This window comes from Brachybacterium sp. P6-10-X1, from assembly GCF_001969445.1.
Classification (GTDB): domain Bacteria; phylum Actinomycetota; class Actinomycetes; order Actinomycetales; family Dermabacteraceae; genus Brachybacterium.
Genome location: NZ_CP017297.1, coordinates 779,621 through 803,838, shown reverse-complemented (window position 1 = coordinate 803,838; position 24,218 = coordinate 779,621). Strand labels below are relative to the sequence as shown.

Annotated in this window: 22 protein-coding genes; 20 read left to right on the top strand and 2 right to left on the bottom strand. The window is 73.2% G+C overall.

What is annotated here, in order from left to right; all coding sequences use genetic code 11:
* Window positions 1-5: 5 nt before the first annotated feature.
* On the top strand, window positions 6-1,262 hold the full coding sequence (gene mshC / locus BH708_RS03600) for a cysteine--1-D-myo-inosityl 2-amino-2-deoxy-alpha-D-glucopyranoside ligase (RefSeq protein ID WP_076806697.1): 1,257 nt from the start codon (window positions 6-8) through the stop codon (window positions 1,260-1,262).
* A 7-nt stretch (window positions 1,263-1,269) separates the two neighbouring features.
* Here the strand turns inward: mshC and BH708_RS03595 are convergent, their stop codons facing one another.
* Entirely contained in the window at window positions 1,270-2,079 is an 810-nt protein-coding gene (locus BH708_RS03595; RefSeq protein ID WP_076806696.1) for a PAC2 family protein, read from the bottom strand.
* A gap of 106 nt (window positions 2,080-2,185) precedes the next feature.
* On the opposite strand from BH708_RS03595, the gene BH708_RS03590 reads away from it, so the two are divergent.
* The 17 genes from BH708_RS03590 to BH708_RS03510 all read left to right on the top strand — a co-directional run bounded on the left by BH708_RS03590 (window position 2,186) and on the right by BH708_RS03510 (window position 20,478).
* A complete protein-coding gene (locus tag BH708_RS03590) occupies window positions 2,186-3,301 on the top strand; it encodes a site-2 protease family protein (RefSeq protein ID WP_076806694.1) in 1,116 nt (371 codons plus the stop codon).
* Between the two features lie 52 nt (window positions 3,302-3,353).
* Window positions 3,354-4,388: a tRNA (adenine-N1)-methyltransferase gene (locus BH708_RS03585; RefSeq protein ID WP_076806692.1), complete on the top strand. Its 1,035-nt coding sequence runs from the start codon at window positions 3,354-3,356 to the stop codon at window positions 4,386-4,388.
* Between the two features lie 43 nt (window positions 4,389-4,431).
* Entirely contained in the window at window positions 4,432-5,991 is a 1,560-nt protein-coding gene (gene arc / locus BH708_RS03580; RefSeq protein WP_076810739.1) for a proteasome ATPase, read from the top strand.
* Window positions 5,988-7,676: a depupylase/deamidase Dop gene (dop, locus tag BH708_RS03575; protein WP_076806690.1), complete on the top strand. Its 1,689-nt coding sequence runs from the start codon at window positions 5,988-5,990 to the stop codon at window positions 7,674-7,676. The genes arc and dop overlap by 4 nt, the downstream gene beginning before the upstream one ends.
* A gap of 10 nt (window positions 7,677-7,686) precedes the next feature.
* Complete coding sequence (locus BH708_RS03570; protein ID WP_076806688.1) at window positions 7,687-7,875, top strand: ubiquitin-like protein Pup; 189 nt, start codon at window positions 7,687-7,689, stop codon at window positions 7,873-7,875.
* A 4-nt stretch (window positions 7,876-7,879) separates the two neighbouring features.
* A complete protein-coding gene (gene pafA / locus BH708_RS03565) occupies window positions 7,880-9,277 on the top strand; it encodes a Pup--protein ligase (RefSeq protein ID WP_076806686.1) in 1,398 nt (465 codons plus the stop codon).
* Window positions 9,278-9,388: 111 nt separating this feature from the next.
* Window positions 9,389-10,357: an FKBP-type peptidyl-prolyl cis-trans isomerase gene (locus BH708_RS03560; protein WP_076806685.1), complete on the top strand. Its 969-nt coding sequence runs from the start codon at window positions 9,389-9,391 to the stop codon at window positions 10,355-10,357.
* 45 nt (window positions 10,358-10,402) lie between these two features.
* Window positions 10,403-10,783 (top strand): FKBP-type peptidyl-prolyl cis-trans isomerase, encoded by a 381-nt coding sequence (locus BH708_RS03555; RefSeq protein ID WP_076806683.1) that lies wholly within the window; start codon window positions 10,403-10,405, stop codon window positions 10,781-10,783.
* Window positions 10,753-12,975, top strand: a complete 2,223-nt coding sequence (locus BH708_RS03550) for a primosomal protein N' (protein WP_253705463.1) — start codon at window positions 10,753-10,755, stop codon at window positions 12,973-12,975. The genes BH708_RS03555 and BH708_RS03550 overlap by 31 nt, the downstream gene beginning before the upstream one ends.
* A 132-nt stretch (window positions 12,976-13,107) precedes the next feature.
* The gene (locus BH708_RS03545; protein ID WP_076806682.1) at window positions 13,108-14,718 is read left to right on the top strand and encodes a DASS family sodium-coupled anion symporter; all 1,611 of its coding nucleotides are present in this window, start codon (window positions 13,108-13,110) and stop codon (window positions 14,716-14,718) included.
* A 48-nt stretch (window positions 14,719-14,766) separates the two neighbouring features.
* On the top strand, window positions 14,767-15,711 hold the full coding sequence (gene fmt / locus BH708_RS03540) for a methionyl-tRNA formyltransferase (RefSeq protein ID WP_076806680.1): 945 nt from the start codon (window positions 14,767-14,769) through the stop codon (window positions 15,709-15,711).
* On the top strand, window positions 15,708-17,282 hold the full coding sequence (locus BH708_RS03535; RefSeq protein WP_076806678.1) for an RsmB/NOP family class I SAM-dependent RNA methyltransferase: 1,575 nt from the start codon (window positions 15,708-15,710) through the stop codon (window positions 17,280-17,282). Before fmt ends, BH708_RS03535 begins: the two co-directional genes overlap by 4 nt.
* A complete protein-coding gene (gene rpe / locus BH708_RS03530; protein ID WP_076806677.1) occupies window positions 17,279-17,965 on the top strand; it encodes a ribulose-phosphate 3-epimerase in 687 nt (228 codons plus the stop codon). The genes BH708_RS03535 and rpe overlap by 4 nt, the downstream gene beginning before the upstream one ends.
* An 18-nt stretch (window positions 17,966-17,983) precedes the next feature.
* Window positions 17,984-18,694: a nicotinamide riboside transporter PnuC gene (gene pnuC / locus BH708_RS03525; RefSeq protein WP_076806675.1), complete on the top strand. Its 711-nt coding sequence runs from the start codon at window positions 17,984-17,986 to the stop codon at window positions 18,692-18,694.
* A gap of 75 nt (window positions 18,695-18,769) precedes the next feature.
* Window positions 18,770-19,033, top strand: a complete 264-nt coding sequence (locus BH708_RS03520; RefSeq protein ID WP_076806673.1) for a phosphoribosyl-ATP diphosphatase — start codon at window positions 18,770-18,772, stop codon at window positions 19,031-19,033.
* A gap of 101 nt (window positions 19,034-19,134) precedes the next feature.
* Complete coding sequence (gene hisG / locus BH708_RS03515) at window positions 19,135-19,992, top strand: ATP phosphoribosyltransferase (protein ID WP_076806672.1); 858 nt, start codon at window positions 19,135-19,137, stop codon at window positions 19,990-19,992.
* Between the two features lie 6 nt (window positions 19,993-19,998).
* Window positions 19,999-20,478: a PH domain-containing protein gene (locus BH708_RS03510; protein WP_076806670.1), complete on the top strand. Its 480-nt coding sequence runs from the start codon at window positions 19,999-20,001 to the stop codon at window positions 20,476-20,478.
* 30 nt (window positions 20,479-20,508) lie between these two features.
* On the opposite strand, the gene BH708_RS03505 is transcribed toward BH708_RS03510, so the two are convergent.
* Window positions 20,509-21,624 carry a DUF3866 family protein gene (locus BH708_RS03505; RefSeq protein ID WP_076806668.1) on the bottom strand — a complete coding sequence of 372 codons (1,116 nt, stop codon included), beginning with the start codon at window positions 21,622-21,624 and terminating at the stop codon, window positions 20,509-20,511.
* A gap of 49 nt (window positions 21,625-21,673) precedes the next feature.
* Between BH708_RS03505 and BH708_RS03500 the strand changes: the two genes are divergently transcribed.
* Together BH708_RS03500 and tatA are read left to right on the top strand one after the other, a co-directional pair.
* Window positions 21,674-23,686 carry a WYL domain-containing protein gene (locus tag BH708_RS03500; protein WP_253705462.1) on the top strand — a complete coding sequence of 671 codons (2,013 nt, stop codon included), beginning with the start codon at window positions 21,674-21,676 and terminating at the stop codon, window positions 23,684-23,686.
* A 129-nt stretch (window positions 23,687-23,815) separates the two neighbouring features.
* The gene (tatA, locus tag BH708_RS03495; protein ID WP_076806665.1) at window positions 23,816-24,196 is read left to right on the top strand and encodes a Sec-independent protein translocase subunit TatA; all 381 of its coding nucleotides are present in this window, start codon (window positions 23,816-23,818) and stop codon (window positions 24,194-24,196) included.
* Window positions 24,197-24,218 lie beyond the last annotated feature (22 nt).

Sequence of the window (24,218 nt, the reverse complement as noted above, 5' to 3'; positions counted from 1 at the left end):
GGGGGGTGCATTCCTGGACCTCCCCGTCGATCTCACCCCTTCCCGCCTCGGGCGTGCCGCTGCGGCTGCACGACACCCGGACCGGTCGCACGGCGCCGCTGATCCCGCTGCTGCCCGGGCGGGCACGGCTGTACGTCTGCGGCATCACCCCGTACGACGCGACGCATCTCGGGCACGCCGCCACCTACCACGCCACGGACCTCATGCGCCGCGCCCTGCTCGACACGGGACTCGAGGTGGAGGTCGCCCAGAACGTCACCGACGTCGACGACCCGCTGTTCGAGCGCGCCGCCCGCGACGGCGTCGACTGGCGCGAGCTCGCCGCCTCGCAGACGGCCCTGTTCGCCGAGGACATGGAGCAGCTGCGGATCATCGCCCCGGAGACCTACCGGACGGTGTCCGAGGCGATGGACGACATCATCGCCACCGTGACCACCCTGCGCGAGCGGTGCCGCGCGTATCCCGTCACGGCGCCCGATGCCGCGGCGGACGGGGGCGTGGACTGGTACCTGGACCTGTCGATCGACGGAGCCCTCGGGGACGTCTCCGGCTGGGACGAGCAGCAGATGCTCGAGGTGTTCGCCGAGCGCGGCGGGGACCCCGAGCGCGAGGGCAAGCGCGGCACCTTCGACCCCCTGCTGTGGCGGGCCGAGCGCGCGGGCGAGCCGGCCTGGGACGCCGGCGAGCTGGGCCGGGGCAGGCCCGGCTGGCACGTGGAGTGCGTCTCCATCGCCGAGGACGCCCTGGGCCTGCCCTTCGACGTGCAGGCCGGGGGCAGCGACCTCGTCTTCCCCCACCACGACCTGGGCGCCGCGCACGCGATCGGGACGGGACGCGGCTTCGCCGCCGTGTACACCCACAGCGGCATGGTGGGCTACGAGGGCGAGAAGATGAGCAAGTCGCTGGGCAACCTCGTCTTCGTCCATCGCCTGGTGCGAGACGGCGTCGACCCGATGGCGATCCGCCTGGTGCTCATGGCCCATCACTACCGCTCCGACTGGGCCTGGACGGACCAGGAGCTGGAGCGCGCCGCGGCCCGCCTGGCGTCCTACCGCGCCGCCGCGGAGCGCGGCGGGCACCACCCCGGGACGGTCGAGGCGCTGCGCGGTGCGCTGCGCGAGGACCTCGACACCCCCTCGGCGCTCAGGGCCCTCGACGCCTGGGCGGCCGGTTCCGCTCCGCGGCCGGGCACCGATGATGACGGACCCGGCGACGTCGTCGCCGCGAGCGATGCCCTGTTCGGACTGACGCTGCGCGACTGATCCGGCCTCACTCCGATTCGCGCCGCCGCCGCAGGAACTGCTCGAACTCCTCGGCGATCGCGTCGCCGCTGGCCTCCGGCAGCTCCGCCGCGTCCTGGGCCCGCTCGAGGCGCCGCACGTACTCGGCGACGTCCTCGTCGGTGCGGGCCAGTTCGTCGACCCCGCGCTCCCAGGCCTCGGCGTCCTCGACCAGCTCGGACAGCGGAATCTGGGCGCTGACCAGCGACTGAACCTCCCGCAACAGGCCCAGAACGGCCTTCGGGGACGCGTTCTGGGACACGTAATGGGGGACCTGCACCCATGTGCTGGTCGTACGCATCCCGGCGCTCGCGGTCCGGCGGGCGAGGATCGTCGGCACCCCGATCGGTCCCGAGTACAGCTCGCTGCCGTCCACCTGCTCGGCCCGGCCGGGCTCGACCGCGGCGGAGACCGGCAGCGGACGGGTGTGCGGGGAATCCGCCAGCAGCGCCCCCAGGGAGATGACCGAGCTCACGTCCAGCCCCTGCAGCTGCTCGAGCACCTCGTCGCAGAAGCGCTTCCAGTGCAGCGACGGCTCCGGTCCCAGCACGGTGACGATCTCGGGTCCGCGCGGCGGCTGGACGATCCGCAGCTCGGTGTCCGGCCAGTCGATGACCCGCAGACCCTCCTCGGAGGTGCGGATCTCGGGGCGGTTGACCTGGAAATCGATGAAATCCTCGGCATCGACCGCTCCGACGGGCCGGGACGGCCACACGTGCAGCAGATGCTCGATCACCCCGCTGGCGGCCTCTCCCGCGTCGTTCCACCCGCTGAAAGCCGTGATGGCGATTCGACTCATCACTCCATCATAGGCTTCGGCGGCCGACCGGAGCCTGTGCGCAGGAGCACCGGATATCCTCGCCCTGGCCCGGACCGCGACCGCTCGGGCACGGAGGAGACGCACCATGAAGAGTCCCACGCTGCGCCTGGGCGCGCTGCCGCCCATCAAGGTCAGCCCCGGCACCCTGGTGACCGTCCTGGTGCTCGCCGTGATCCTCTACCCCGGCCTGGGCGGCTCCGGCGCCTCGGCGACGACCGGCGCGCTGCTGGCGCTCGGCATCGCCCTGTTCATGATCGTCTCGGTCCTGGCCCACGAGGCCTCGCACGCCGCGAGCGCCCATGCCTTCGGCGCGCGGGTCGACCACATCGCCCTGACCCTCTGGGGCGGGCACACCCAGTACCGCGGCGAGTCACTGGGCACCGTGGCCTCGATCGTGATCTCGCTGTCCGGCCCGCTGGCCAACGGCCTGCTCGCCGCGCTCACGACGGGTCTGGGTGCCCTGAGCGTCCCGGGCACACCCGCCGACGTGTTCTGGATCTACTGCAGCTTCCTGAACATCGCTCTGGCCCTGTTCAACCTGCTGCCCGGCCTGCCGATGGACGGCGGCCGCGCCCTGGAGGCCCTGCTGGGCGGGGTCCTCGGGAACGTCCTCCTCGGCACGCGCGTGACCGCCTGGATCGGGCGCATCATCGCCGTGGCCGTGGTGGCGGTGCCGCTGTGGCGGATCGTGGCGGCCCGGGGCACCGGCTCCCTCGGCCTGCTGACGCTGCTGTGGGCGCTGCTGATCGCCGGGATGCTCTGGCAGGGCGCTTCCCGGGCGCTGCAGGCCGCCACGCTGCAGCACCGCGTCGAGAGCCTCGACGCCGCGACGCTGGCCCGCCCGATGCACCTGGTCGGCCCGCAGCAGGTCCTCGCGGAGCTCGGCAGCGGGACGGACCTCGACGCCGTGCTGGTGCTCGACCGCACCGCCGCGCGGCCCGGAACGCTCGGCCGTGCCTACCGCATCCACCCTGCCGCGGCGGCCGCCGTCCCGGCCGCGCACCGCGACCGCACCCCCGTCAGCGCCGTCGCCGGCTCCGTGGGGGAGATCGGGATGCTGGAGAGCTCCCTGCGCGGCAATGCGCTGATCTCCGTGATGCTCTCCCATCCCCTGCCCGTCTACCTGGTCCGTGAGAGCGACGGGCGGGCGCGCGGGGTCATCATGAGCGCCGATGTCAACGGACTTCTGCGCGGACGGTGAACACGATGACACCTGATCGCCGACGTCTCACCTCCCGTCATATGCTGGACGCATGACGCAGCAGCCCACGCCTCGAGCTCCCCGCCGCGGCCTGGACCGCACCGGTTCCTTCGATCTCGGCGACAAGGTCCAGCTCGCCGACACCAAGAACCGCCGGCACACCATCACGCTGCGGCCCGGCGGGCAGTTCCACACCCATCGCGGCGTGCTCGAGCACGACCAGCTGATCGGCGCCGAGGACGGCGTGGTCGTCGAGGACTCCCGGGGCACCCGCTATCAGGCGCTGCGGCCGCTGTACGCCGACTACATGCTCTCGATGCCGCGCGGCGCCGCGATCATCTACCCCAAGGACACCGCGCAGATCCTCATGTGGGGAGACATCTTCCCGGGCGCGCGGGTGCTCGAGGCGGGTGTCGGCTCCGGCGGTCTGACCACTGCGCTGCTGCGCGCCGTGGGCGAGGAGGGCAGCGTCCACTCGATCGAGCGCCGCGAGGACTTCGCCGAGGTCGCCCGGGAGAACGTCGAGACCTATTTCGGCGCCCCCCACCCCTCCTGGGATCTCACCGTCGGGGACTTCCAGGACGTCGCCCCGGCTCTGTGCCCGGACGGCCCCGCGGTGGACCGCGTGGTGCTGGACATGCTCGCCCCCTGGGAGTGCATCGACGCCGCCGCCGAGGTGCTCGTCTCCGGCGGGGTCTTCCTCACCTACGTCGCGACCGTCACCCAGCTCTCCCGGACCGCGGAGGCCCTGCGGGACCATGGCGAGTTCACCGAGCCGACCGCCTGGGAATCCTTCGTGCGACCCTGGCACCTCGAGGGCCTGGCTGTGCGTCCCGAGCACCGTATGAACGCCCACACCGGCTTCCTGCTGACCTCCCGGCGGACGGCCCACGGAACGCCTGCCCTGACCCGCGTGACCCGGCCCGCTCCGGGCTCCCGGGTCGAGGAGGAGCTGGCCGATCCCGCCAACGAGGGTTTCGGCGGTGCCTCGACCGAGTGGGGACCGCAGGACGTGGGGGAGCGCGGTGTGGCGCCGCGCAAGCTCAAGCGTGCGCTGCGCGACATCCGACAGGGCCGCGACCGCTGATGCGTCCTGAGGCGAGGGAAGGAGAGCGGGGACACTGATGACGATGAAGACCTATGCGGAGATGACCGCCGAACTGGACAAGATCGCCGCCCACAACGAGCGGCTGACCGGATCGCTGCGTGCCGCGCGCGCCCAGATCGTCGAGCTCAAGAGCGATCTCGAGCGGGTCGGAGACCCTCCGAACTCCTACGCGACCTTCCTGCGCCGCACCGAGGGCACCACGATCGACGTGCTGCACAACGGGCGCAAGCTGCGGGTGGCGACCGCCGCGAGCCTGGACCTGGACGCCCTCGCCCCCGGTGCCGAGCTGCGGTTGAACGAGGCCCTGGCAGCGGTCGAGGCCGTCGCCCCCAGCGACGCCGGCAATGTCGTGCCCGTGGTCGAGTCCCTCGCCGATACGCGTCTGCTGGTGGCCGTCGCCCCGGACGACATCCGGGCGCTGCGCCGCGCCGGAGGACTGGCCGATCAGACGCTGCACCCCGGCGACCACGTCCTGGTCGATCTCAAGGCGCAGCTGGTGCTGGAGCGCATCGACCGCGCCGAGATCACCGACCTGGTCCTCGAGCAGGTCCCCGACGTGTCCTTCGACGAGATCGGCGGCCTCGGCGACCAGATCGAGGCGATCCGCGACGCCGTCGAGCTGCCGTTCCTGCAGCAGGACCTCTACCGCACCTACGGCCTGCGCCCGCCGCAGGGCGTGCTGCTGTACGGCCCGCCCGGCTGCGGCAAGACGATGATCGCCAAGGCCGTCGCCCACGAGCTGGTGCTGCGCAGCGCCGAGGTGCGCGGGGTCAGCGTCGCCGAGGCGCTGGAGAACTCGGCGTTCCTGAACGTCAAGGGCCCCGAGCTGCTGAACAAGTACGTCGGCGAGACCGAGCGCTCGATCCGCCTGGTGTTCGAGCGGGCCCGGGAGAAGGCCGCCGCCGATCATCCCGTGGTGATCTTCTTCGACGAGATGGAGGCCCTGTTCCGCACCCGCGGCACCGGGCTGTCCAGCGACGTGGAGACCACGATCGTGCCCCAGCTGCTGGCCGAGATCGACGGGGTGGAGGGCCTGGACAACGTGATCGTCATCGGCGCCTCCAATCGCGAGGACATGATCGATCCGGCCATCCTGCGCCCGGGCCGGCTCGACGTGAAGATCCGCGTGCGGCGCCCCCACGCCCGCGCGGGACGCGAGATCCTCGGTCTCTACCTCGACGAGACGGTGCCCATGCGCGAGGACCGCACGGGGCTGCTGGACCTCGCCGTCTCGGAGATCTACGACGACGGCCCCTCCTCGGCCTTCGTCCGCCTGGAGTACGCCGACGGCAGCGACGAGACGCTCCACTTCCGCGATTTCGTCTCCGGGGCGACGCTGCGCAACATCACCGACCGCGCCAAGAAGCTCGCCGTCAAGGACCAGCTGCTCAGCGGTCAGGAGGGTCTGACCGCCCAGCACCTGCGCGATGCGATCACCGCCGAGTTCGTGGAGAACGAGGACCTGCCCTCGGCGGCCCATCCCGAGGACTGGGCCCGGGTCTCGGGGGCGCGGGGGCGGCGCATCGACGCCGTCGTCCCGCTGCAGGGCCGCTCCCGCGCCGCCGAGGAGGCCTCCCGATGACCGGACCTCTCGGGCATGTCCCGCACGACCCCCTGACCACCGAGCGCGTGATGGGCATCGAGACCGAGTTCGGGGTGATCCACGCCGATCTCGAGGACCGCTCCCGCGCCGGGGCCGGCAGCGCGATCCTGCTGTCCCATCTCGTGGTCGGCGCCTACGCCCTGCTGGACCCGCGTGAAGGGGCCCGGGGCCGCCGCGTGCGCTGGGACTACGGGGACGAGACGCCGCTGCGCGACGCCCGCGGCTTCGAGCTGCAGCGCGCCGCGGCCCACCCCACCCAGCTGACCGACGAGGTGCGCGACGCGCATGTGCCCAGCGTCGAGCTGGACCAGCCGGTGGCCGGGCCGGAGGTCGCCCCGGAGGGCGATGACACCGAGGTGCTCACCTGGGCGGCGCAGCGCTCCATCGGCAACGCCGTGCTCCGCAACGGGGCCCGCTGGTACGTCGACCACGCTCACCCCGAGTACTCCGCCCCCGAGGTCACCCGGGCTCGCGAGGCCGTGGTCGTCGACCGCGCGGGCGAGGAGATCGCCCGCTCCGCGATGGAGATCCTGCAGGCCGCCGAGGGCATCCCGGACGTGGCCCTGTACAAGAACAACACCGACGGCAAGGGCGCCTCCTACGGCACCCACGAGAACTACCTCGTCGACCGGGCAGTGCCCTTCGAGCGGGTGGCCGCCGCGATGCTCCCCTTCCTGGCCACTCGCCAGGTGCTCGTCGGCGCCGGCCGCGTGGGGCGGGGCACCCGCGGCGAGCACCCCGGCTTCCAGCTCTCCTCCCGCGCGGACTTCATGGAGGCCGAGGTCGGGCTCGAGACGACCCTGAACCGTCCGATCGTCAACACCCGCGACGAACCGCACTCGGACCCCTCCCGCTTCCGCCGCCTGCACCTGATCATCGGCGACGCCAACCTGCTCGAGGAATCCACCTTCCTCAAGCTCGGCACCACGTCGCTGGTGCTCGCTGCCCTGGAGGCCGAGCACCGCAGCGGGGAGCCGATCCTGCCGGACCTGCGCCTGGCCGACCCGGTCGCGGCGGTCCGCACGATCAGCCACGACCCGTCCCTGCAGGCCACGGTGACGCTCGCCGACGGCCGCGAGCTGACGGCCCTGGCGATCCAGCGACTCCTGCTCGCGGCGGTCTCCGCGGCCGCCGACACCGGCGACGACGAGACCGCGCAGGTGCTCGCCACCTGGGGCGAGCTGCTCGACCTGCTGGAGCAGGACCCGATGCTCGCCGCGGATCGCGTCGAATGGGTCGCCAAGCTCCAGCTGCTGGATCGCTACCGCGCCCGCCACGGCCTGGACTGGTCGGATCCGCGCCTGGTCATGGTCGACCTGCAGTACTCGGATCTGCGCCCGGACCGAGGCCTGTTCACGAAGCTGCGCGCCGCCGGTGCCGTGCGCACCCTGATCGACCAGGACGAGGTGGACGCGGCCGTCACCACCGCTCCCACCTCGACGCGGGCCCACCTGCGCGGCGGCCTGATCTCCGCCCATGGCGAGCACGTGCCCTCGGCCGGCTGGGACGCGATCACACTCGCCGGCCGCGAGGACGGGCACCGCCTGCGCCTGGCCGATCCGCGCCTCGGCTCCGCCGCCTGGTGCGCCCTGGCCGGCATCGACCTGTCCGATGATCCCGAGGCGATCCTCGACGCGCTGCGTCGAGCCGTCTCCGAGTCCTGAGGAGGACCTCATGTCCCAGCAGTCCCTGCACGGCCCCGGCCATGACGACGACGACGCGGCCGGCGCCCCCGACGCCACCGGCGGGCAGACCTTCGCCTCCGCCCAGGGCTCCGACGATCTGCTCGACGAGATCGACTCGGTACTCGAGTCCAACGCCGAGACCTTCGTGCGCTCCTTCGTCCAGAAGGGCGGCCAGTGACCCGATGATCCGTCGCGTCGGAGGACTGGAGACCGAGTTCGGCCTGGTGTGCGTCCGGGCCGACGGCACCCGCGCCCTGGAGCCGGAAGCGGCAGCCCGCGAGCTGTTCCGCCCGGTGGTGGCGATGGGCCGCTCCTCGAACGTGTTCCTGCGCAACGCGGCCCGGCTCTACCTCGACGTGGGCTCCCATCCGGAGTACGCCACCGCGGAGTGCGACGACTGGTGGGAGCTGGTCGCCCAGGACCGGGCCGGGGAACGGATCTTCGCGGATCTCGTCGCGCAGGCCGATCAGCGCCTGGCCGCCGACGGGCAGGACGCCCGCATCCACCTGCTCAAGAACAACGTCGACTCCGCGGGCAACGCCTTCGGTTCTCATGAGAACTACCTCGTGGATCGCCGCGGCGAGTTCACCCGCCTGCCCCGGTACCTGCTGCCGTTCCTGGTCACCCGCCAGATCATCACCGGCGCCGGGGGAGTGGTCCGCGACGACGCGGCGCCCGAGGGCCGGTTCGTCTTCTCCCGCCGCAGCGACCACATGTGGGAGGCGGTCTCCTCGGCGACCACCCGCACCCGCCCCATCATCAACACGCGCGACGAGCCGCACGGCGACCCGACCCGCTTCCGCCGCCTGCACGTCATCGTGGGCGACTCCACCATGAGCGAGGTGTCCACCCACCTGCGCTTCGCCACCACGGACCTGGTGCTGCGGGTGATCGAGGCCGGACGGGCCCTGCCCGAGCTCGCCCTGCACGACGACATCGCCGCGATCCGCGCCGTCGCCCGCGACCTCACCGGACGAGCGCCGATCCCCACCGCGAACGGGTCCAGCACCACCGCCGTCGAGGTGCAGCAGCGCTGGCTGGACCTCGCCGCCGAGGTCGCCGAGGACGGCGCCGAGCAGGAGGTGCTGCAGACCTGGCAGCTGGGGATCGACGCGGTCCGCACGGGGGACCGCTCCTGGGCCGGGACCCACCTCGACTGGGCGATCAAGGAGAGGCTGTTCGACCAGGTCGCCACGCGACGCGGCGTGGACCTGGCCGATCCGGGGATCGAACGGCTCGAGCTGGCCTATCACGACATCGATCCCGCCGGGAGCATCTTCCAGGCGCTCCAGCGCCGGGGCCTGGCCCCGTCGGTGCTTCCCCACCAGCGGATCGAGGACGCGCGCGAGCATGCCCCGCGCAGCACCCGCGCCCATCTGCGCGGCCAGGTCGTCACCGCCGCGCAGCAGCACGGCGTCGACCACGTGGTGGACTGGACCACCCTGCGCCTGACCCGCCCCGGGGCCATGCCGGTGCAGGTGCTGGACCCCTTCGCGACCTCGCTGCCGGAGGTCGACGCCCTGCTCGCCGAGATCCGCCGGCACGGCGAGTCCGCAGCGCCCCCGGCCCCGCCCGCCTGAGGCGAGGACGGCCCGTCCGGTGACCGTCCCCACCCTGGGAACGACGCCGCCCCGCCCCCGTACCCTGGTGCCCGCGCCCCGCTCGGGGTCCCTGATCCGAAAGGCCCGCTCTTGATCCGCCGCCGCACGCTGCTGACCACCGCCCTCGCCGCCTCCGCCGTCATCGGTCTGGCCGCCTGCTCCGAGGACGGCTCCGACCCCGAGGCCACCGGTGCCTCCGACGCGGGCGGGGGCTCCGAGAGCGGCGGGCCGCCCGCGCTCTCGGGCGTCACGATCAGCGAGGACCTCGGCGCGGAGCCGACGGTCGAGTTCTCCGCCCCGCTGAGCATCTCCGCGGCCGACGCCGAGGTCGTCGTGCCGGGCGACGGCGCGACCATCGCCGAGGGCGACACCCTGATCTGGCGCAGCCTCTACGTCGACGCGAGCAGCGGCGAGACCCTCCAGTCCTGGTGGCAGGGCGCCCCGGCCGGTGGCCTGCAGGTCACCGCCGACGGCGTCGGCCAGGCGGCCTTCGACGTCTTCACCACCATGACGGTCGGCTCGCGCTTCGCGATGGCCGGCTGGCAGCAGGACCAGTCCGGGCAGGCCCGTTCCCTGATCCAGGTCGCCGACATCGACCGCGTCGTCGAACCCCTGCGCGCCGAGGGCGAGCCCGGCGACCCCTCCGGGGACTTCCCGGCCGTCACCCTGGGTGAGAACGGGGCCCCCGCCCTCGAGGGCGCCCCCGAGGGGGATCCGCCCACCGAGACCACCCGCGAGGAGCTCACCGTCGGCACGGGGGACACCACCCGCGAGGGCGACTACCTGGTCATGCACTACACCGGGTGGAACTGGACCGACGGGAAGCAGTTCGACTCCTCGTGGGAGCGCGGCGCCCCGTTCTCGTTCGTGCAGGGCGGCGGCTCGGTCATCGCCGGGTGGGACCAGAACCTCCTCGACCTCCCCGTGGGCAGCCAGGTGATGCTGGTGGTGCCGCCGGCCGAGGCCTACGGCACCAAGGAGGAGTCCCAGCACGAGCTCGCCGGCCAGACGCTGATCTTCGTCATCGACGTCCTCGACGCCGCCCATCGCACAGACTGACCAGACCGGAACCACCCCCGGACCCCACCGACCGAAGGAGCCCCCATGGACCGCAGCAAGCCCGAGATCGACCACCCCGAGGGCCCCGCGCCCACCGAGCTGACCAGCCGCGACGAGATCGTCGGCGACGGCGAGCAGGCCGGCAGCGGCGACGTGGTCGACGTCCACTACGTCGGCGTCTCCCATTCCACCGGCGAGCAGTTCGACGCCTCCTGGGACCGTGGCGAGCCGCTGCGCTTCCAGCTCGGCGTCGGCCAGGTCATCTCCGGCTGGGACCAGGGCGTCCAGGGCATGAAGGTGGGTGGCCGGCGGCGGTTGGAGATCCCCGCCTCCCTCGCCTACGGCGACATGGGCGCACCGCCCGTCATCGCACCGGGCGAGTCGCTGATCTTCGTGTGCGACCTGGTGGCGGTGCACCAGCGCTGAGCACGTCCGCCACGGCAGCGGCGGGGGAGCCCCAGGAGGAGGAGCAGGCGAGCCTCTTCGCGGCCCCCGCCGCCGCCGTTCCCGAGACCGCCCCGCACGACCCGGGCCGCGATGCGGCGGCCCGGGGCCGAGGCCTGCGCACCACCGCGGGCTTCGACGTGGCCGAGGAGCTGCCGGTGGCGAGCGTGCGCCTGGTCGGGGTGCTCCCGCATCTGGACCGCCCGTTCGAGTACGCCGTGACACCGGAGACCGCCGAGGCCGGCCCCGGGATGCGGGTGCGGGTGCGGTTCTCCGGCCGGGACACCGAAGGCCTCGTCCTCGACCGGCTCGCGGAGCCGACCACCGACCGCGCGCTGGCGCCGCTGCGCCGCCTGGTCTCGACCGACGTGGTGGTGCCCCCGGCGATGATGCGAGTCTGCGAGGACGTCGCCGCCCGCAGCGGCGGCACCGTCGGCGACGTGCTGCGCCTGGCCCTGCCCCCGCGCCACGCCCGGGCCGAGAAGGCCGATCGGGCCGCCGCGGAGAAGGAGCAGGAGAAGGAGCAGGAGCAGGAGACCACCGCCGAGGTGCCGGATGCCGCCGCGGTGGAGGCCGCGCCGGAGCCCCCGGAGTCCCCGGAGCCCTCCGAGCCGGCCCCGCGCCCGGGGGACCGCTACGTCGGCCTGGCCGCCCTGCTCTCCCGCGCCGGCGATCGCTCCGGCCCCGTGCCCCGCGCCGCCCTCACCCTGGATGCCGCCGATCCCTGGACGGTGGTGACCGCCGACGCCCTCGCCGACCTCGCCGACGGCCAGGGCGCCCTGGTCATCGCCCCCGACCAGCGGGACGTGGCCCGGCTGAGCCGGGTGCTGACCGCGCGCGGCCTGGCCCACGAGGTGCTCGCCGGCACCGAAGGCCCCGAGAAGCGGTACCGCACCTTCCGCCGGATCCTGCGCGGAGCGACCCGGATCGTGCTCGGCAACCGCTCGGCCGCCTTCGCCCCGGTCCGCGACCTCGCCCTGGTGATCTGCGTGGACGAGTCCGACGATCTCCTCGAGGAGCCCCGCGCGCCCTACCCCCACGTGCGCACGGTGCTGCAGTGCCGCTCGCGGGAGGAGCGCTGCGCGCTGCTGTTCCTCTCCGCCAGCGACTCGGTGCCGCTGCGGGCCCTGATCGACGCCGGCTACCTCGCCCGGCTGGACCCGCTGCCGGCCCCGGTCACGAGAGTGCGCCCGCACATCGTGGCCATGGACCAGTACCTGCGCGACCGCGAGGGCGCCTCCGGCCGCTCCCGCCTCCCGCAGGAGGCGATGCGGGTGATCCGTCGGGGGCTGGCCCGCGGCCCCGTCCTGGTCCAGGTGCCGCGCTCCGGGTACGTCCCGGCGATCGCGTGCACCTTCTGCGGGACCCGCGCCCAGTGCCCCCGCTGCGCCGCGCAGCTGTCGATCACCGGACGCGGCGGGCACCTGCACTGCCGGGTGTGCGGCCGGCGCGAGGACGGCTACCGCTGCCCCGAGTGCGACCGCACCCGGGTCCGCGCCATGGTCATCGGCTCCACCCGCACCGCCGAGGAGCTCTCCCGCGCCTTCCCCGCCGTGACGCTGCTGGTCTCCGGGGGAGCGCACGGCGCGCTCGAGGACTCCGAGGTGCCCGGCGACGCGATCGTCGTGGCCACCCCCGGGGCCGAGCCCTCGCCCCCGGACCGCTTCGCCGCGGCGCTGCTGCTGGACGCCGACGCGATGCTGGGCCGCGCCGCCTTCGACGCCGATGTCGAAGCGGTCCGGCGCTGGCGCAACGCGATCGCCCTCGTCCGCAGCGCCGAGCAGGGCGGGGAGGTCCTCGTGGTCGGCACCGCGACGCTGCCGGCGATCCGTGACCTCGTCGCGCACCGCTCGAGCGCGTTCCTGGACCGGGTGCTCGAGGACCGCCGCGAGCTCGACCTGCCCCCCTTCGGCCGGATCGCCGAGATCATCGGGGACAAGGAGGCCTGCCGCAGCTTCCTGGAGACCACTGATCTTCCCGACGGGAGCGAGGTCTTCGGCCCCGTGGACCTCGAGGGCGCCGACGCGGCCGGACGCGCCCGGGCCGTGGTGCGGCTGGACCCCCACCGCTCCCGGGAGCTGGCCGACGCGCTGCGCGCCGGGGTCGCCGCCCGCTCCGCCCGCAAGGCCCGCGGATCGCTCCGGGTGCGGCTGGATCCGCCCGACGTGTTCTGACCCGCCCGGCGTGTCCTGATCCGCCCGCCGGGTCGGACACGCCGCCGGTCGTGCCCGATTCCGGCGCCCCGCCCGCGTAGTGTGACCGGGAACACCAGCACTCCACCGCGACGACGCGATGAAGGGACCGCGATGTCTTCGAACTCCTCCTCGGCATCGAGCACCTCCGAGGAACGCCCGGACCTCGCCGAGGGAGAACGAGCCCCCGCCGAGACCGGACGCACCCTCCTGGTCCGTCGGCTGGGTCTGGCGCTCGGCGTCGTCGCCGCCATCGTGATCTACGCGATCATGCCCGCCGACGTGCCCCATGCGGCGCGGCTCACCGCGGCGACGGCCGTGCTGATGGCGGTGTGGTGGATGACCGAGGCGCTGCCGATCCCGGCGACCGCCCTGGTCCCGGTGGTCGTCTTCCCCGTGCTCAATGCGGACGTCGGCTTCGACGAGGTCGGCGCGTCCTACGGCAACCACATCATCTTCCTGTTCATGGGCGGCTTCATGCTGGCCCTGGCCATGCAGCGCTGGAACCTGCACAAGCGCATCGCCCTGGCCATCGTCGGCATGATCGGCACCAGCCCCTCGCTGCTGGTGCTCGGTTTCATGGTGGCCACCGGCTTCGTCTCCATGTGGGTCTCGAACACCGCGACCGCCGTGATGATGCTGCCGATCGGCGTCTCCGTGCTGCTGCTGGTCAACCGGCTCCGCCTCGACGATGCCGCCGCGAAGGGCGAGGAGCCGGGGGAGAGCGTCGACCCCGACCCCGACGGCGGCGACACCTCCACGGCGGTCCGCTCGAACTTCGGCGTCGCCCTCATGCTGGGCATCGCGTACGCCGCCTCCATCGGCTCGCTCGCGACCATCATCGGCACCCCGCCCAATGCCCTGCTCGCCGCTCACATGAGCCAGGACTTCGGGATCACGATCGGTTTCGGGCGGTGGATGATCGTCGGCGCCCCGATCGCCGTGGTCTTCATGGTGATCGCCTGGCTGCTGCTGACCAAGGTTCTGTTCAAGCCCGAGATCTCCGAGATCCCGGGCGGCGCCGAGCTGATCCGCGCCGAGCGGCGCAAGCTCGGCAGGATCTCCTCGGGCGAGGTGCGCGTGCTGGTCGTCTTCGTGCTCGCCGCCCTCAGCTGGGTCTTCGTCCCGCTGATCTGGCGGATCCTGGGGGCCGGGGAGCCGCCCATCGGCGATGCCGGCATCGCCATGGTGGTCGCTCTGGCGCTGTTCCTGCTCCCCGCCGGTGCGGCGCGCGGGGTGCGTCTGCTGGACTGGGATGCGGCGGTCAAGCTGCCCTGGGGCGTGCTGCTGCTCTTCGGCGGCGGTCTCGCCCTCAGCGGTCAGTTCGGCAGCTCGGGGCTGACGGAGTGGATCGGCGAGGTCACCGTGCAGATCGGCGGCCTGCCGGTGGTGCTGGTGGTGGCGGTCTGCGCGGCCGGGGTCCTGTTCCTCACCGAGCTCACCTCGAACACCGCGACCGCGGCGACCTTCCTGCCGGTGGCCACCGCCGTCGCCGCAGGCATCGGGATCGACCCGATGATGCTGGCGGTTCCCGTGGCCATCGCCGCCACCTGCGCCTTCATGCTCCCCGTCGCGACCCCGCCGAACGCCATCGCCTTCGGCTCCGGGTACGTGAGGATCCCGCAGATGGCGCGGGCGGGCATCTGGCTGAATCTCATCGGCATCGTGCTGATCACGGCCACCACGATGACCCTGGCGGTGTGGGTGTTCGGACTCGTGTACTGACGACGCAGGGTCCTGGACCCCCTGGTCGCCCCGTAGACTCGGACCATCATGCGTCTGCTCTTCGCCGGCACCCCCGAGGTCGCCCTCCCCTCCCTGCGCACCCTGCTCGACTCGCACCACGAGGTCGTCGGGGTGCTCACCCGGGCCGACGCCCGGGCGGGCCGCGGCCGCACCCTCACCCCCAGCCCCGTCAAGGCGCTGGCCCGGGAGGCCGGCGTCCCGGTGCTGACCCCTGCCACGCTGCGCGATGAGTCGGTCCAGCAGCAGCTGCGCGACCTGGCCCCCGACGCGGCGCCGGTGGTCGCCTACGGCGGCATGGTCCCGCCCGCCGCCCTGGACATCCCCGTCCACGGCTGGGTCAACCTCCACTTCTCCCTGCTGCCGGCATGGCGCGGCGCCGCCCCCGCCCAGCGCGCCGTGCTGGCCGGCCGGCACGAGACCGGACTGAGCGTGTTCCGCCTCGAGCAGGGCCTGGACACCGGGGACGTCCTCGCCACCGCCCGGACCGACATCGGCGCGTTCGAGACCTCCGGCGAGCTGCTCGAGCGCATGGCCGTCGAGGGCGCCCCGGTGCTGGCCGCGGTGATGGACGCCCTCGAGGACGGGTCGGCGACGGCCACCCCGCAGGACCACGCCGCCGCCACTCACGCCGCGAAGCTCTCGACCGCCGAGGCCGCGATCGACTGGACCCTGCCGGCGGAGCAGGTCAGCGCCCACATCCGCGGGATGAGCCCGGCCCCGGGAGCCTGGACGCTGCTGGACGGGTCCCGCACCAAGATCCTCGGTCTCGAGGCCGCCCCGGAGCACGCCCCGCTGCCGCCGGGCCGGATCGAGGCCACCAAGCGCCAGGTGCTCGTGGGCACCGGCACCGACGTGCTGGCCCTGGCACAGCTCGCCCCGGCCGGGAAGCGGCCCATGCGGGCCGCCGACTGGGCCCGCGGCGCCGGTCTGGAGGCCGACGCCACCTTCACGCAGGACGGAGCACAGGCATGAGCGAACAGCATCGAGGACGCGACGGCCGCCGCGCAGGGGGTCGGCGCGACGGCCGCGACGCGAAGGGGCGCGAGCGCTCCGGCTCCCGGGGCGCGGGCGGCCCCCGCCGCGGCTATTCCGCCTCCCGTCCCTCCGAGCGGGGTCGCCGCGCGACCCCGTCGCGGCAGGTCGCCTTCGAGGGACTGCGCCTGGTGCGCGAGGAGGACTCCTACGCGAACCTGGTCCTGCCGCGCCTGCTGCGCAGCCGCCGGGTCTCCGGCCGCGACGCCGCCTTCACGACCGAGCTGTTCTACGGCTCGCTGCGCGCCCAGGGACGACTGGATGCGATCCTCGCCGCCTGCGTGGACCGTCCGCTGGCAGAGGTCGAGCCCGCACTGGTCGACGTGCTGCGCCTCGGTGCCTACCAGCTGCTGGACATGACGGTCGCCCCGCACGCCGCGACCTCCGAGACGGTGGCCCTGGCCCGTTCCGAGGTCGGTGCGGGCGCCGCCAGCTTCGTCAACGCCGTGCTGCGCCGGGTGGGGGAGAGGACCTTGGGGGAGTGGATCGAGGAGGTCGCCCCCGACCGGGAGGACGACCTCGCGGGGCACCTGGCCGTCGTCCATTCCCATCCCCGCTGGGTGGTGCGCGCCCTGAGCGACGCCCTGGCCGGGCACGGTCGCTCCCGCGAGGAGCTCGACGAGCTGCTGGCCGCCCAGAACGCCGCGCCGCCGGTCTCCCTGGTCATGCGGCCCGGGCTCACCGACCTCGACGAGCTCATCGACCACGGCGCGAGCCAGGGGAACCTGAGCGTCTTCGCCGCCGCCTGGCCCTCCGGCGATCCCGGCGGCCTGGAGCTGGTCCAGCAGGGCCGCGTCGCGGTGCAGGACGAGGGCAGCCAGCTCGCCGCCCTCGCCCTCGCGCTCGGCGCCGACGATCTGGTCCACGCCGAGGACGCGCACTGGCTGGACCTCTGCGCCGGCCCCGGCGGCAAGACCGCCCTGCTGGGCGGGCTGACCGTCGGCCATGACGCCGACCTCCTCGCCGTCGAGCTGCAGGAGCATCGCACCGCGCTGGTCGACGGCGCGGTCGCCGCCCTCCAGGACGCGGGCTGCGAGATCACCACCCGCACCGCCGACGGCACCACGATCGGCGCCGAGCTGCCCGGGCGATTCTCCCGCGTCCTCGCCGACGTCCCCTGCTCCGGGCTCGGCGCGCTGCGCCGGCGGCCCGAAGCCCGCTGGCGCCGCACCCCGGCCGACATCGGCCACCTCGGAGGCCTGCAGCGCGACCTGCTGCGCTCGGCGCTGGCAGCCGCCGCACCGGGCGGCGTGGTCGCCTACGTGACCTGCTCCCCGCACCTCGCCGAGACCCGTCTGGTGGTCGCCGACGTCCTCTCCGAGCGCGACGACGTCACCCAGCTCGACGCCCGCGACGCCGTCCGGGCCGGGATCCTGCCCGCCGCCCGGCCCGGGGTCGACCTCGGTGAGGGCCCGGCCGTGCAGCTGTGGCCGCACATCCACGGCACCGACGCCATGTACATCTCCCTGCTGCGCCTTGCAGACGCCCCGACCGTGGAAGGACCCGCATGAACGCCGCGTACTCGACCGATGGCCACTACATCCACCCCAGCATCCTCAACGCCGATCTCATGGACATCGGCGGCGAGCTGGACAAGATCGCGACGGCGGACAGCGTCCACGTCGACGTGATGGACAACCACTTCGTCCCCAACCTCACGTTCGGACCCAGCATGGTCGAGCAGATCGTCGAACGCAGCGCGATCCCCGTGGACGCGCACCTGATGATCGCGGACGCCGACCGCGAGGCCCCCGCCTACGCCGAGGCCGGGGCCGCCTCGGTCACCTTCCACCTCGAGGCCGCCGCCGCCCCCATCAAGCTCGCCCGGGACCTGCGGCGCAAGAACACCGAGGCGGGCGTCGCCCTGCGGCCGGCCACCCCCGTCGAGCCGCTGCTGGACGTCATCGGGGAGTTCGATCTGCTGCTGCTGATGACGGTGGAGCCGGGCTTCGGCGGGCAGAGCTTCCTGGAGTCCATGCTCCCCAAGATCCGTCGGGCGCGCCGCGCCGTCAGCGACGCGAACCTCGAGGTGTCGATCCAGGTCGACGGCGGTGTCAGCCGCGAGACCGTGGAACGCTGCGCGGAGGCCGGTGCCAACGTGTTCGTGGCCGGCTCGGCGATCTACCGCGCCCAGGACGCCGCCGAGGAGATCTCCGCCCTGCGCGACCTCGCGCGGGGCCACTCCGCGCACTGACGGCGCCGCGACCGCTCCATGGACCTGCTGCACTGGCTCTTCACCGCGAGGATCGACATCGCGGGAGGGCAGTTCATCCTGCTGCGCGAGGTGCTGGGCAACCTCTTCGGGCTGCTCAGCGCCCTCGGCGGCATGCGCCGCAAGGTCTGGGCCTGGCCGATCGGCATCGCCGGCAACCTTCTGCTGCTGACCGTGTTCCTGGGCAGCGTCTTCGGCAACCCCGACTCCGTGGACCTGCTCGGACAGGCCGGCCGCCAGGTCATGTTCGTGCTCACCAGCATCTACGGCTGGGTCCGCTGGCGTCAGGCACAGCACGACGGCGGCACCGCGGTGCAGCCGCGCTGGGCCTCCTGGGGTACCCGCGCCCTGCTCGTCGTCGCTCTCGTCGGCGGCACCGCGGCGCTGACCCCGCTGTTCCGGGCGCTGGGCTCCTACGAGCCGGTCTGGGCCGACGCCTGGATCTTCGTCGGCAGCCTGCTGGCGACCTTCGGCATGGCCAAGGGCTGGGTCGAGTTCTGGCTGATCTGGGTCGCCGTCGACCTCGTGGGCGTGCCGCTCCTGGTCAGCGCCGGCTACTACGCGAGCGCCTTCATGTACGTGTTCTACGGCGCCTTCACCCTGGCGGGCTTCGTCGTCTGGTGGCGGGTGCGGAACCGTCAGGAGCCCGCGGAGGAGGGGGCGGTCTCCGTGGAGACCGCGCACCTGGATCCGACGGTCCGCCGGGAATGATCCGTCGGGCGTGATCCCGCTCCCGGAGGGCGGTCGCCCGCACGGGCGGAGCAGCGGGGCGCGTACCCTGGAGGAGTGAAGGATTTCGAGGCACTGTTCGCCGAGCTCACCGAGAAGGCCCGCGCCCGACCCGAGGGGTCGGGCACCGTCCGCGAACTCGACGCCGGGGTGCATCAGATCGGCAAGAAGATCGTGGAGGAGGCCGCGGAGGTCTGGATGGCCTGCGAGCACGAGTCCCAGGAGGACGCCGCCATGGAGATCAGCCAGCTCCTCTACCACCTGCAGGTGATGATGGTCGCCAAGGGCATCTCCCTCGAGGACGTCTACCGGCAGCTCTGAGCCACCGCCACCTGCTGCCCCCACTCCACCGTCTCCCCATCGAATCGGCCGGCTCCCGTCGGCCCCGTCCCATGCGCCGCCGCGGCGGCCGAGGAGGATCCGTGCTGCGCATCGCCGTCCCCAACAAGGGCGCCCTGTCCGACCCCGCCGCCGACCTGCTGGCCGAGGCCGGCTACCGGCGCCGCGGCATGGCCAAGGAGCTCGTGGTCATCGACCAGGAGAACGACGTGGAGTTCTTCTACCTCCGCCCTCGCGACATCGCGGTGTACGTCGGCTCCGGCACGGTGGACGTCGGCATCACCGGGCAGGACATGCTGATCGACTCGCGCACCCCCGCGCAGGAGATCCTGTCGCTCGGCTTCGCCGGGTCCACCTTCCGCTTCGCCGCCCCGCTCGGGACCCGGTCGGACGTCTCCGACCTGGTCGGCGCCCGCATCGCCACGAGCTACGAGAACCTGGTCGAGGACTACCTCGCAGAGCGCGGCGTGAGCGCCTCCGTGGTCCACCTCGACGGCGCCGTCGAGTCGTCGATCCGCCTGGGCGTGGCCGATGTGATCGCCGACGTGGTCGAGACCGGCACCACCCTGCGCCAGGCCGGCCTCGAGCCCTTCGGCGAGCCGATCATGCAGAGCCAGGCCGTACTCTTCTCGCGCCCCGGGATGGAGCTCGATCACGATGCGGACCACTCCCTGGAGGTCCTCGAGCGCCGCGTCCGCGGCGTGCTGGTGGCCCGCGAGTACGTCATGCTCGACTACGACATCCCCACCGAGCTGCTCGAGAAGGCGGTGGAGATCACCCCGGGCCTGCAGTCGCCGACCGTCTCGCCGCTGCACGGCGGTCGGTGGTCCGCGGTGCGGGCCATGGTCGACCGACGGGCCGCCCACCGGATGATGGACGACCTGTACGACGCGGGAGCGCGCGCCATCCTCGTCACGGCCATCCAGGCCTGCCGCATCTGAGCTGCCATGTCCACGTCGGATCCGCACCCGCCCGGGGGACCGGAGCGCCCCACCATCGTGCTGCGGCCGCGGGTGGTGCGGATCTCCGCCTACGCGACGGGCGTGGTCGTGCTGGCGGGCATGATCGGCGGCGCGGTGATGCTGGAGAGCTTCCACCTCGGGGGCCGGCTGACCCTGGTGGGCGTGGGCGCCCTGATGTTCCTGTTCTGCCACCTCGAGGCCTCGGTGCGCCTGATCGCCCGGTCGCGCGTGCTCGACGTGCGCAACGTGTTCCGCGCGCGCACGGTGGAATGGGCGGAGATCGTGGGGGTCAGCTTCCCGATGGGGGACCCCTGGGCCCATCTGGATCTCGCCGACGGCTCGACCCTCGCGATCAACGCCATCCAGCGCTATGACGGCGAGCGCGCCGTGGCCGCCGCCCATCGTCTCCAGCATCTCGTCCAGGAGCGCGGCGAGGCGCCCGAGTCGGCGTCGCCCACGGACTGACTCGGACCGGCCGGCCCCGTGTCCGCCTGCTCAACGGCGGGCAGCGAGCGTCGCCGCACACCGCCCGGCCAGAGCGGCGTACCGGAAGGCCTCGGGGTCCTCGCCGAGGCTGCGTCCCATGGTCGACAACCGCACGGGGATGTCCTCGAGCGCGTCCCGCAGCCCCTTCGCATCGACCTCGGTGAGCAGATGCTCGGTGCCGCGTGCACGAGCCGGCTCAACAATCGATGTTTTCACCTGTTCCCTCACGGACGCATGAAAAGGGCTGTATCGGGAGTCGTTCCGGGACAGTACGGGCAGGCGCACCGGGGCGAGAGCGGCCTGGCCGTAGGTGGTGGCGGAATGGTGGGAGAGACCGCGGTGACGGTCTCGGGGATCGGCGTTGGAGACCCGCAGCGTCGCCACGGGGGCGCCGCCCAGAGCGGCCGCCGCGTGGACCGATTCGGCGGCCTCGATCCCGGAGAACCCCCAGCCGGTGCCGGTGCCGAGGTTTCCCGGCCCCTGGATCACCACGGCCACGTCGGCATCGACCACGTGCTTGGCCCCGAGCAGCGCCGAGTGGACCGTGACCGCCTCGAGGTCGCCCCCGAAGGACTGTCCTGCGCTGATCACGGAGGTCAGCAGGCCGGTCTCCCGCAGCCGGGCGGTGGTGCGGGAGTACACGGCCGGCAGGGCGGCGCCGTCGGTGTGCACGTAGGCGATGCGGGCGCCGTGGCGCTCGGCGCGGATCCCGGCGACGATCGCGGGCAGCGAGGAGTGCAGGTCCGCGACCACCACGGGCATGCCGTCGACGTCGTGGGCCTCACGGATCACTTCGTAGTGCTCCCCGTCGGGGTCGTCGATCGCGTCGACCATGGTCTGCATCGGCGTGTAGCGGGCCTTGACCATGTGTCCGCTCGGGGCCTCGGTCCCCGGCAGCACGTCCAGGCGCGCCACCAGCAGGGCGTCCCCCCCGGTGCCGAGACCGCGCCGCAGCGCGTTGGTGTTGACCAGCACGCGCTCCCCACGTCCCGGTGCGCCGGTCAGCTCGGTGTAGGCGAGGGCGGAGACCACGTCGCCGTCGGCCTCGAGCTCGACCTCCAGGCGGGCCACGCCTCGCCAGGAGGGCCTCTCGCCGGTGACCGTTCCCCGTTCCCACTGCAGCATGGGACCAGCCTAGGGCCGCAGAGGCCCCGAGGGCCGTTACCCTGGCCGGGTGGCTGCCAAAGGTGTGGAAAGACTGCTCAACGTCATCATGACGATCGGTTCGCGCCGTCGGATCGACCGCGCGAAGCTCTTCGCCGTGATCCCCGATTACGCGAGCGCGGCCTCCGACCAGGCCGCCGAGCGCATGTTCGAGCGGGACAAGGCCGCGATCCTGGAGCTCGGACTGCCGCTGGCCACCGAGCGCGACGTCCTCGACGAGAACACGGTCTACTACCGGATCGACGCGGGCACCTCCGGCGCCGTGCTGGACCTCACCACCGAGGAGTACACGGTGCTGCTGGCCGCGAGCCGGGCCTGGGACGACGCCGCAGCCGGGGGAGCGGCCCGCCGGGTGCGCTCCAAGCTGCTCAGCCTCGGGCACGACGCCGATCCGGACCTGTTGCGTCGCACCCCGCGCGGGGCCGTGGAGTCGCTGCCGGTGCTCTCCCCGCTGCTCGAGGCGGTCACGGCCGCCCGGTCCGTGCGCTTCACCTATCGCGGCACCCACGGCGCCCCGGCCGAGCGCCACGTCGAGCCGTGGGTGGTGGGTGTGCACGACGGGCACTGGTACGTCCACGGCTGGGATCTCGGTCGCTCGGCGGCGCGCCTGTTCCGTGCCTCGCGCATCGAGTCGTTCCCGACCGCGGGGCCGCCGGCCGTGCAGGAGCGGCCGGAGCAGACCGATCTCGCCTCGGTGCTCGGGGCGATGCACGAGAGCGACGACCACGACCGCGCCGTCGTCGCGGCGGCCCCGTTCAAGGCGCTCGCCCTCCGCGACCGCGCCGGCGCCCCCTTGGACGCCGAGCGCCTCGAGCTGCCGCCGCTGCCCCGACCGGCCGCGCGCCGTCTGGTCCTCGCCGACGTCCGTTGGGGAGAGCTGCTCGAGCCGGCCGCCTGGCGCTCCGAGCTGGCCGAGGTCCTCACCGCCATCGCCGACGCCCACGAGCGGGAGGCCGACCTCGCCGGCGTCGAGGCAGCCGCCGTGCGCCCGGAACCCCGGATCCGCACCACCCCGACCGGCACGGACACCCTCTCGCGGCTGATCTCCGAGGCCTCCTACGTGATGGATCGTGGCGAGGCCGACCTCGCCGAGCTCTCCGCCGCCCTCGGCGTGAGCACCACGCAGCTGATCACCGATCTGCAGGTGCTGTTCGTCTGCGGCGACATGGGGACCGGCTGGGAAGACCTGATCGAGGCCGAGTGGGAGCACGGCACCGTCCGGGTGCGCAACGCGGAGCCGCTGCGCCGGGCGCTGCGGCTCAGCGCCGTGGAGATCACCGCCCTGCTCGCCGGACTGGCCGCCCTCGAGCCCTCGGCCGGGGAGGCCGAGGCGATCGTGGCCAGCGCCCGGCAGAAGCTGCTGGCCGGTGCGGACGGCGGATCCGAGGAGCCGCCGGCAGCGCCCACCCGGGCCGAGCTGGCCGAGGCCGCCTCCGTGGACGAGATGGCCTCGCGCACCGCCGACCGCGCCGAGTCGGTCCTGACCGCCGTCCACCGGGCGCTGCGCGCCGATGTCGACGCGGACGAGGGAGGCGGCGGGGACGCCGCGCGCCTGACGATCCGCTACTCCTCGACGGACCGACCGGGCACCAGCGTCCGCCGGATCCGTCCCCGGCGGATCGACACCGACGGCACCCGGTCCTACCTGCTGGCCGACTGCGAACTCGCCGAGGCCCCGCGCCGCTTCCGCCTGGACCGGATCGTGGAGATCCTGCCCCCGGGCACGCCGCAGGAGCGGGCCGGAGCAGGCGAAGGGCCGCTGCTGGACGGCCTGGTCGACGGCGAGGTGTGGCTGCGCCTGGACCCCCCGGGTCGCTGGGTCGCGGAGTCCTTCGGGGCGGCGGAGCTGCGGGACGGCACCGACGGTTCGACCTTCGCGCGCGTGGACTCCCCGGTGCGCGCGGCGCTCGTGGACGCGGTGCTCGAATCCGCCGGGGCCGTCGAGGTGCTCGCCCCGCGTGAGCTGAGAAACACGATCGTGACCGTGGCCCGCGTCGCAGGCACACGTCACACCCAGGCCTAGCCGTTATTCTGGTGACACCCGCCGCGCGGTGGGTCGAGCCGTCCCCTGTGCGGTCCGTCAAGCGCCCCGTCCGCTGTGGGATGATGTGCGCGCCCGTGCAAGATCGCGGCGCTTCTGAAAGGTAATTCCATGAGTTTCTTCCGTAGCCCCTGGCCGATCGTCATCCTGGTCGTGCTGGTGATCCTGCTGTTCGGGGCGAACAAGCTTCCCGGCCTCGCCCGCAACATGGGCAAGTCCATGCGGGTGTTCAAGAGCGAGGTCGACGAGCTTCGCGGCGACGAGACCGAGGAGGGGGAGGACGAGGAGCCCCGCTCCCGCACCTCCCGTGACCGCGATGACCGTCGCTCGCGCGACGATCGCGAGGACCAGGACGACCGGGGCGACCGCCGCTCCCGCGATGACCGCGACGACCGCCGTGCGAGGGACGACCGCGAGTACGATCCCCGCGACGAGGACGAGCCCGAGAGCGTCCGTCACCGCGAGGACGGCGACTCCTACCGTCGCGACTGAGCAGGCGGGCGGACAGCGAGGG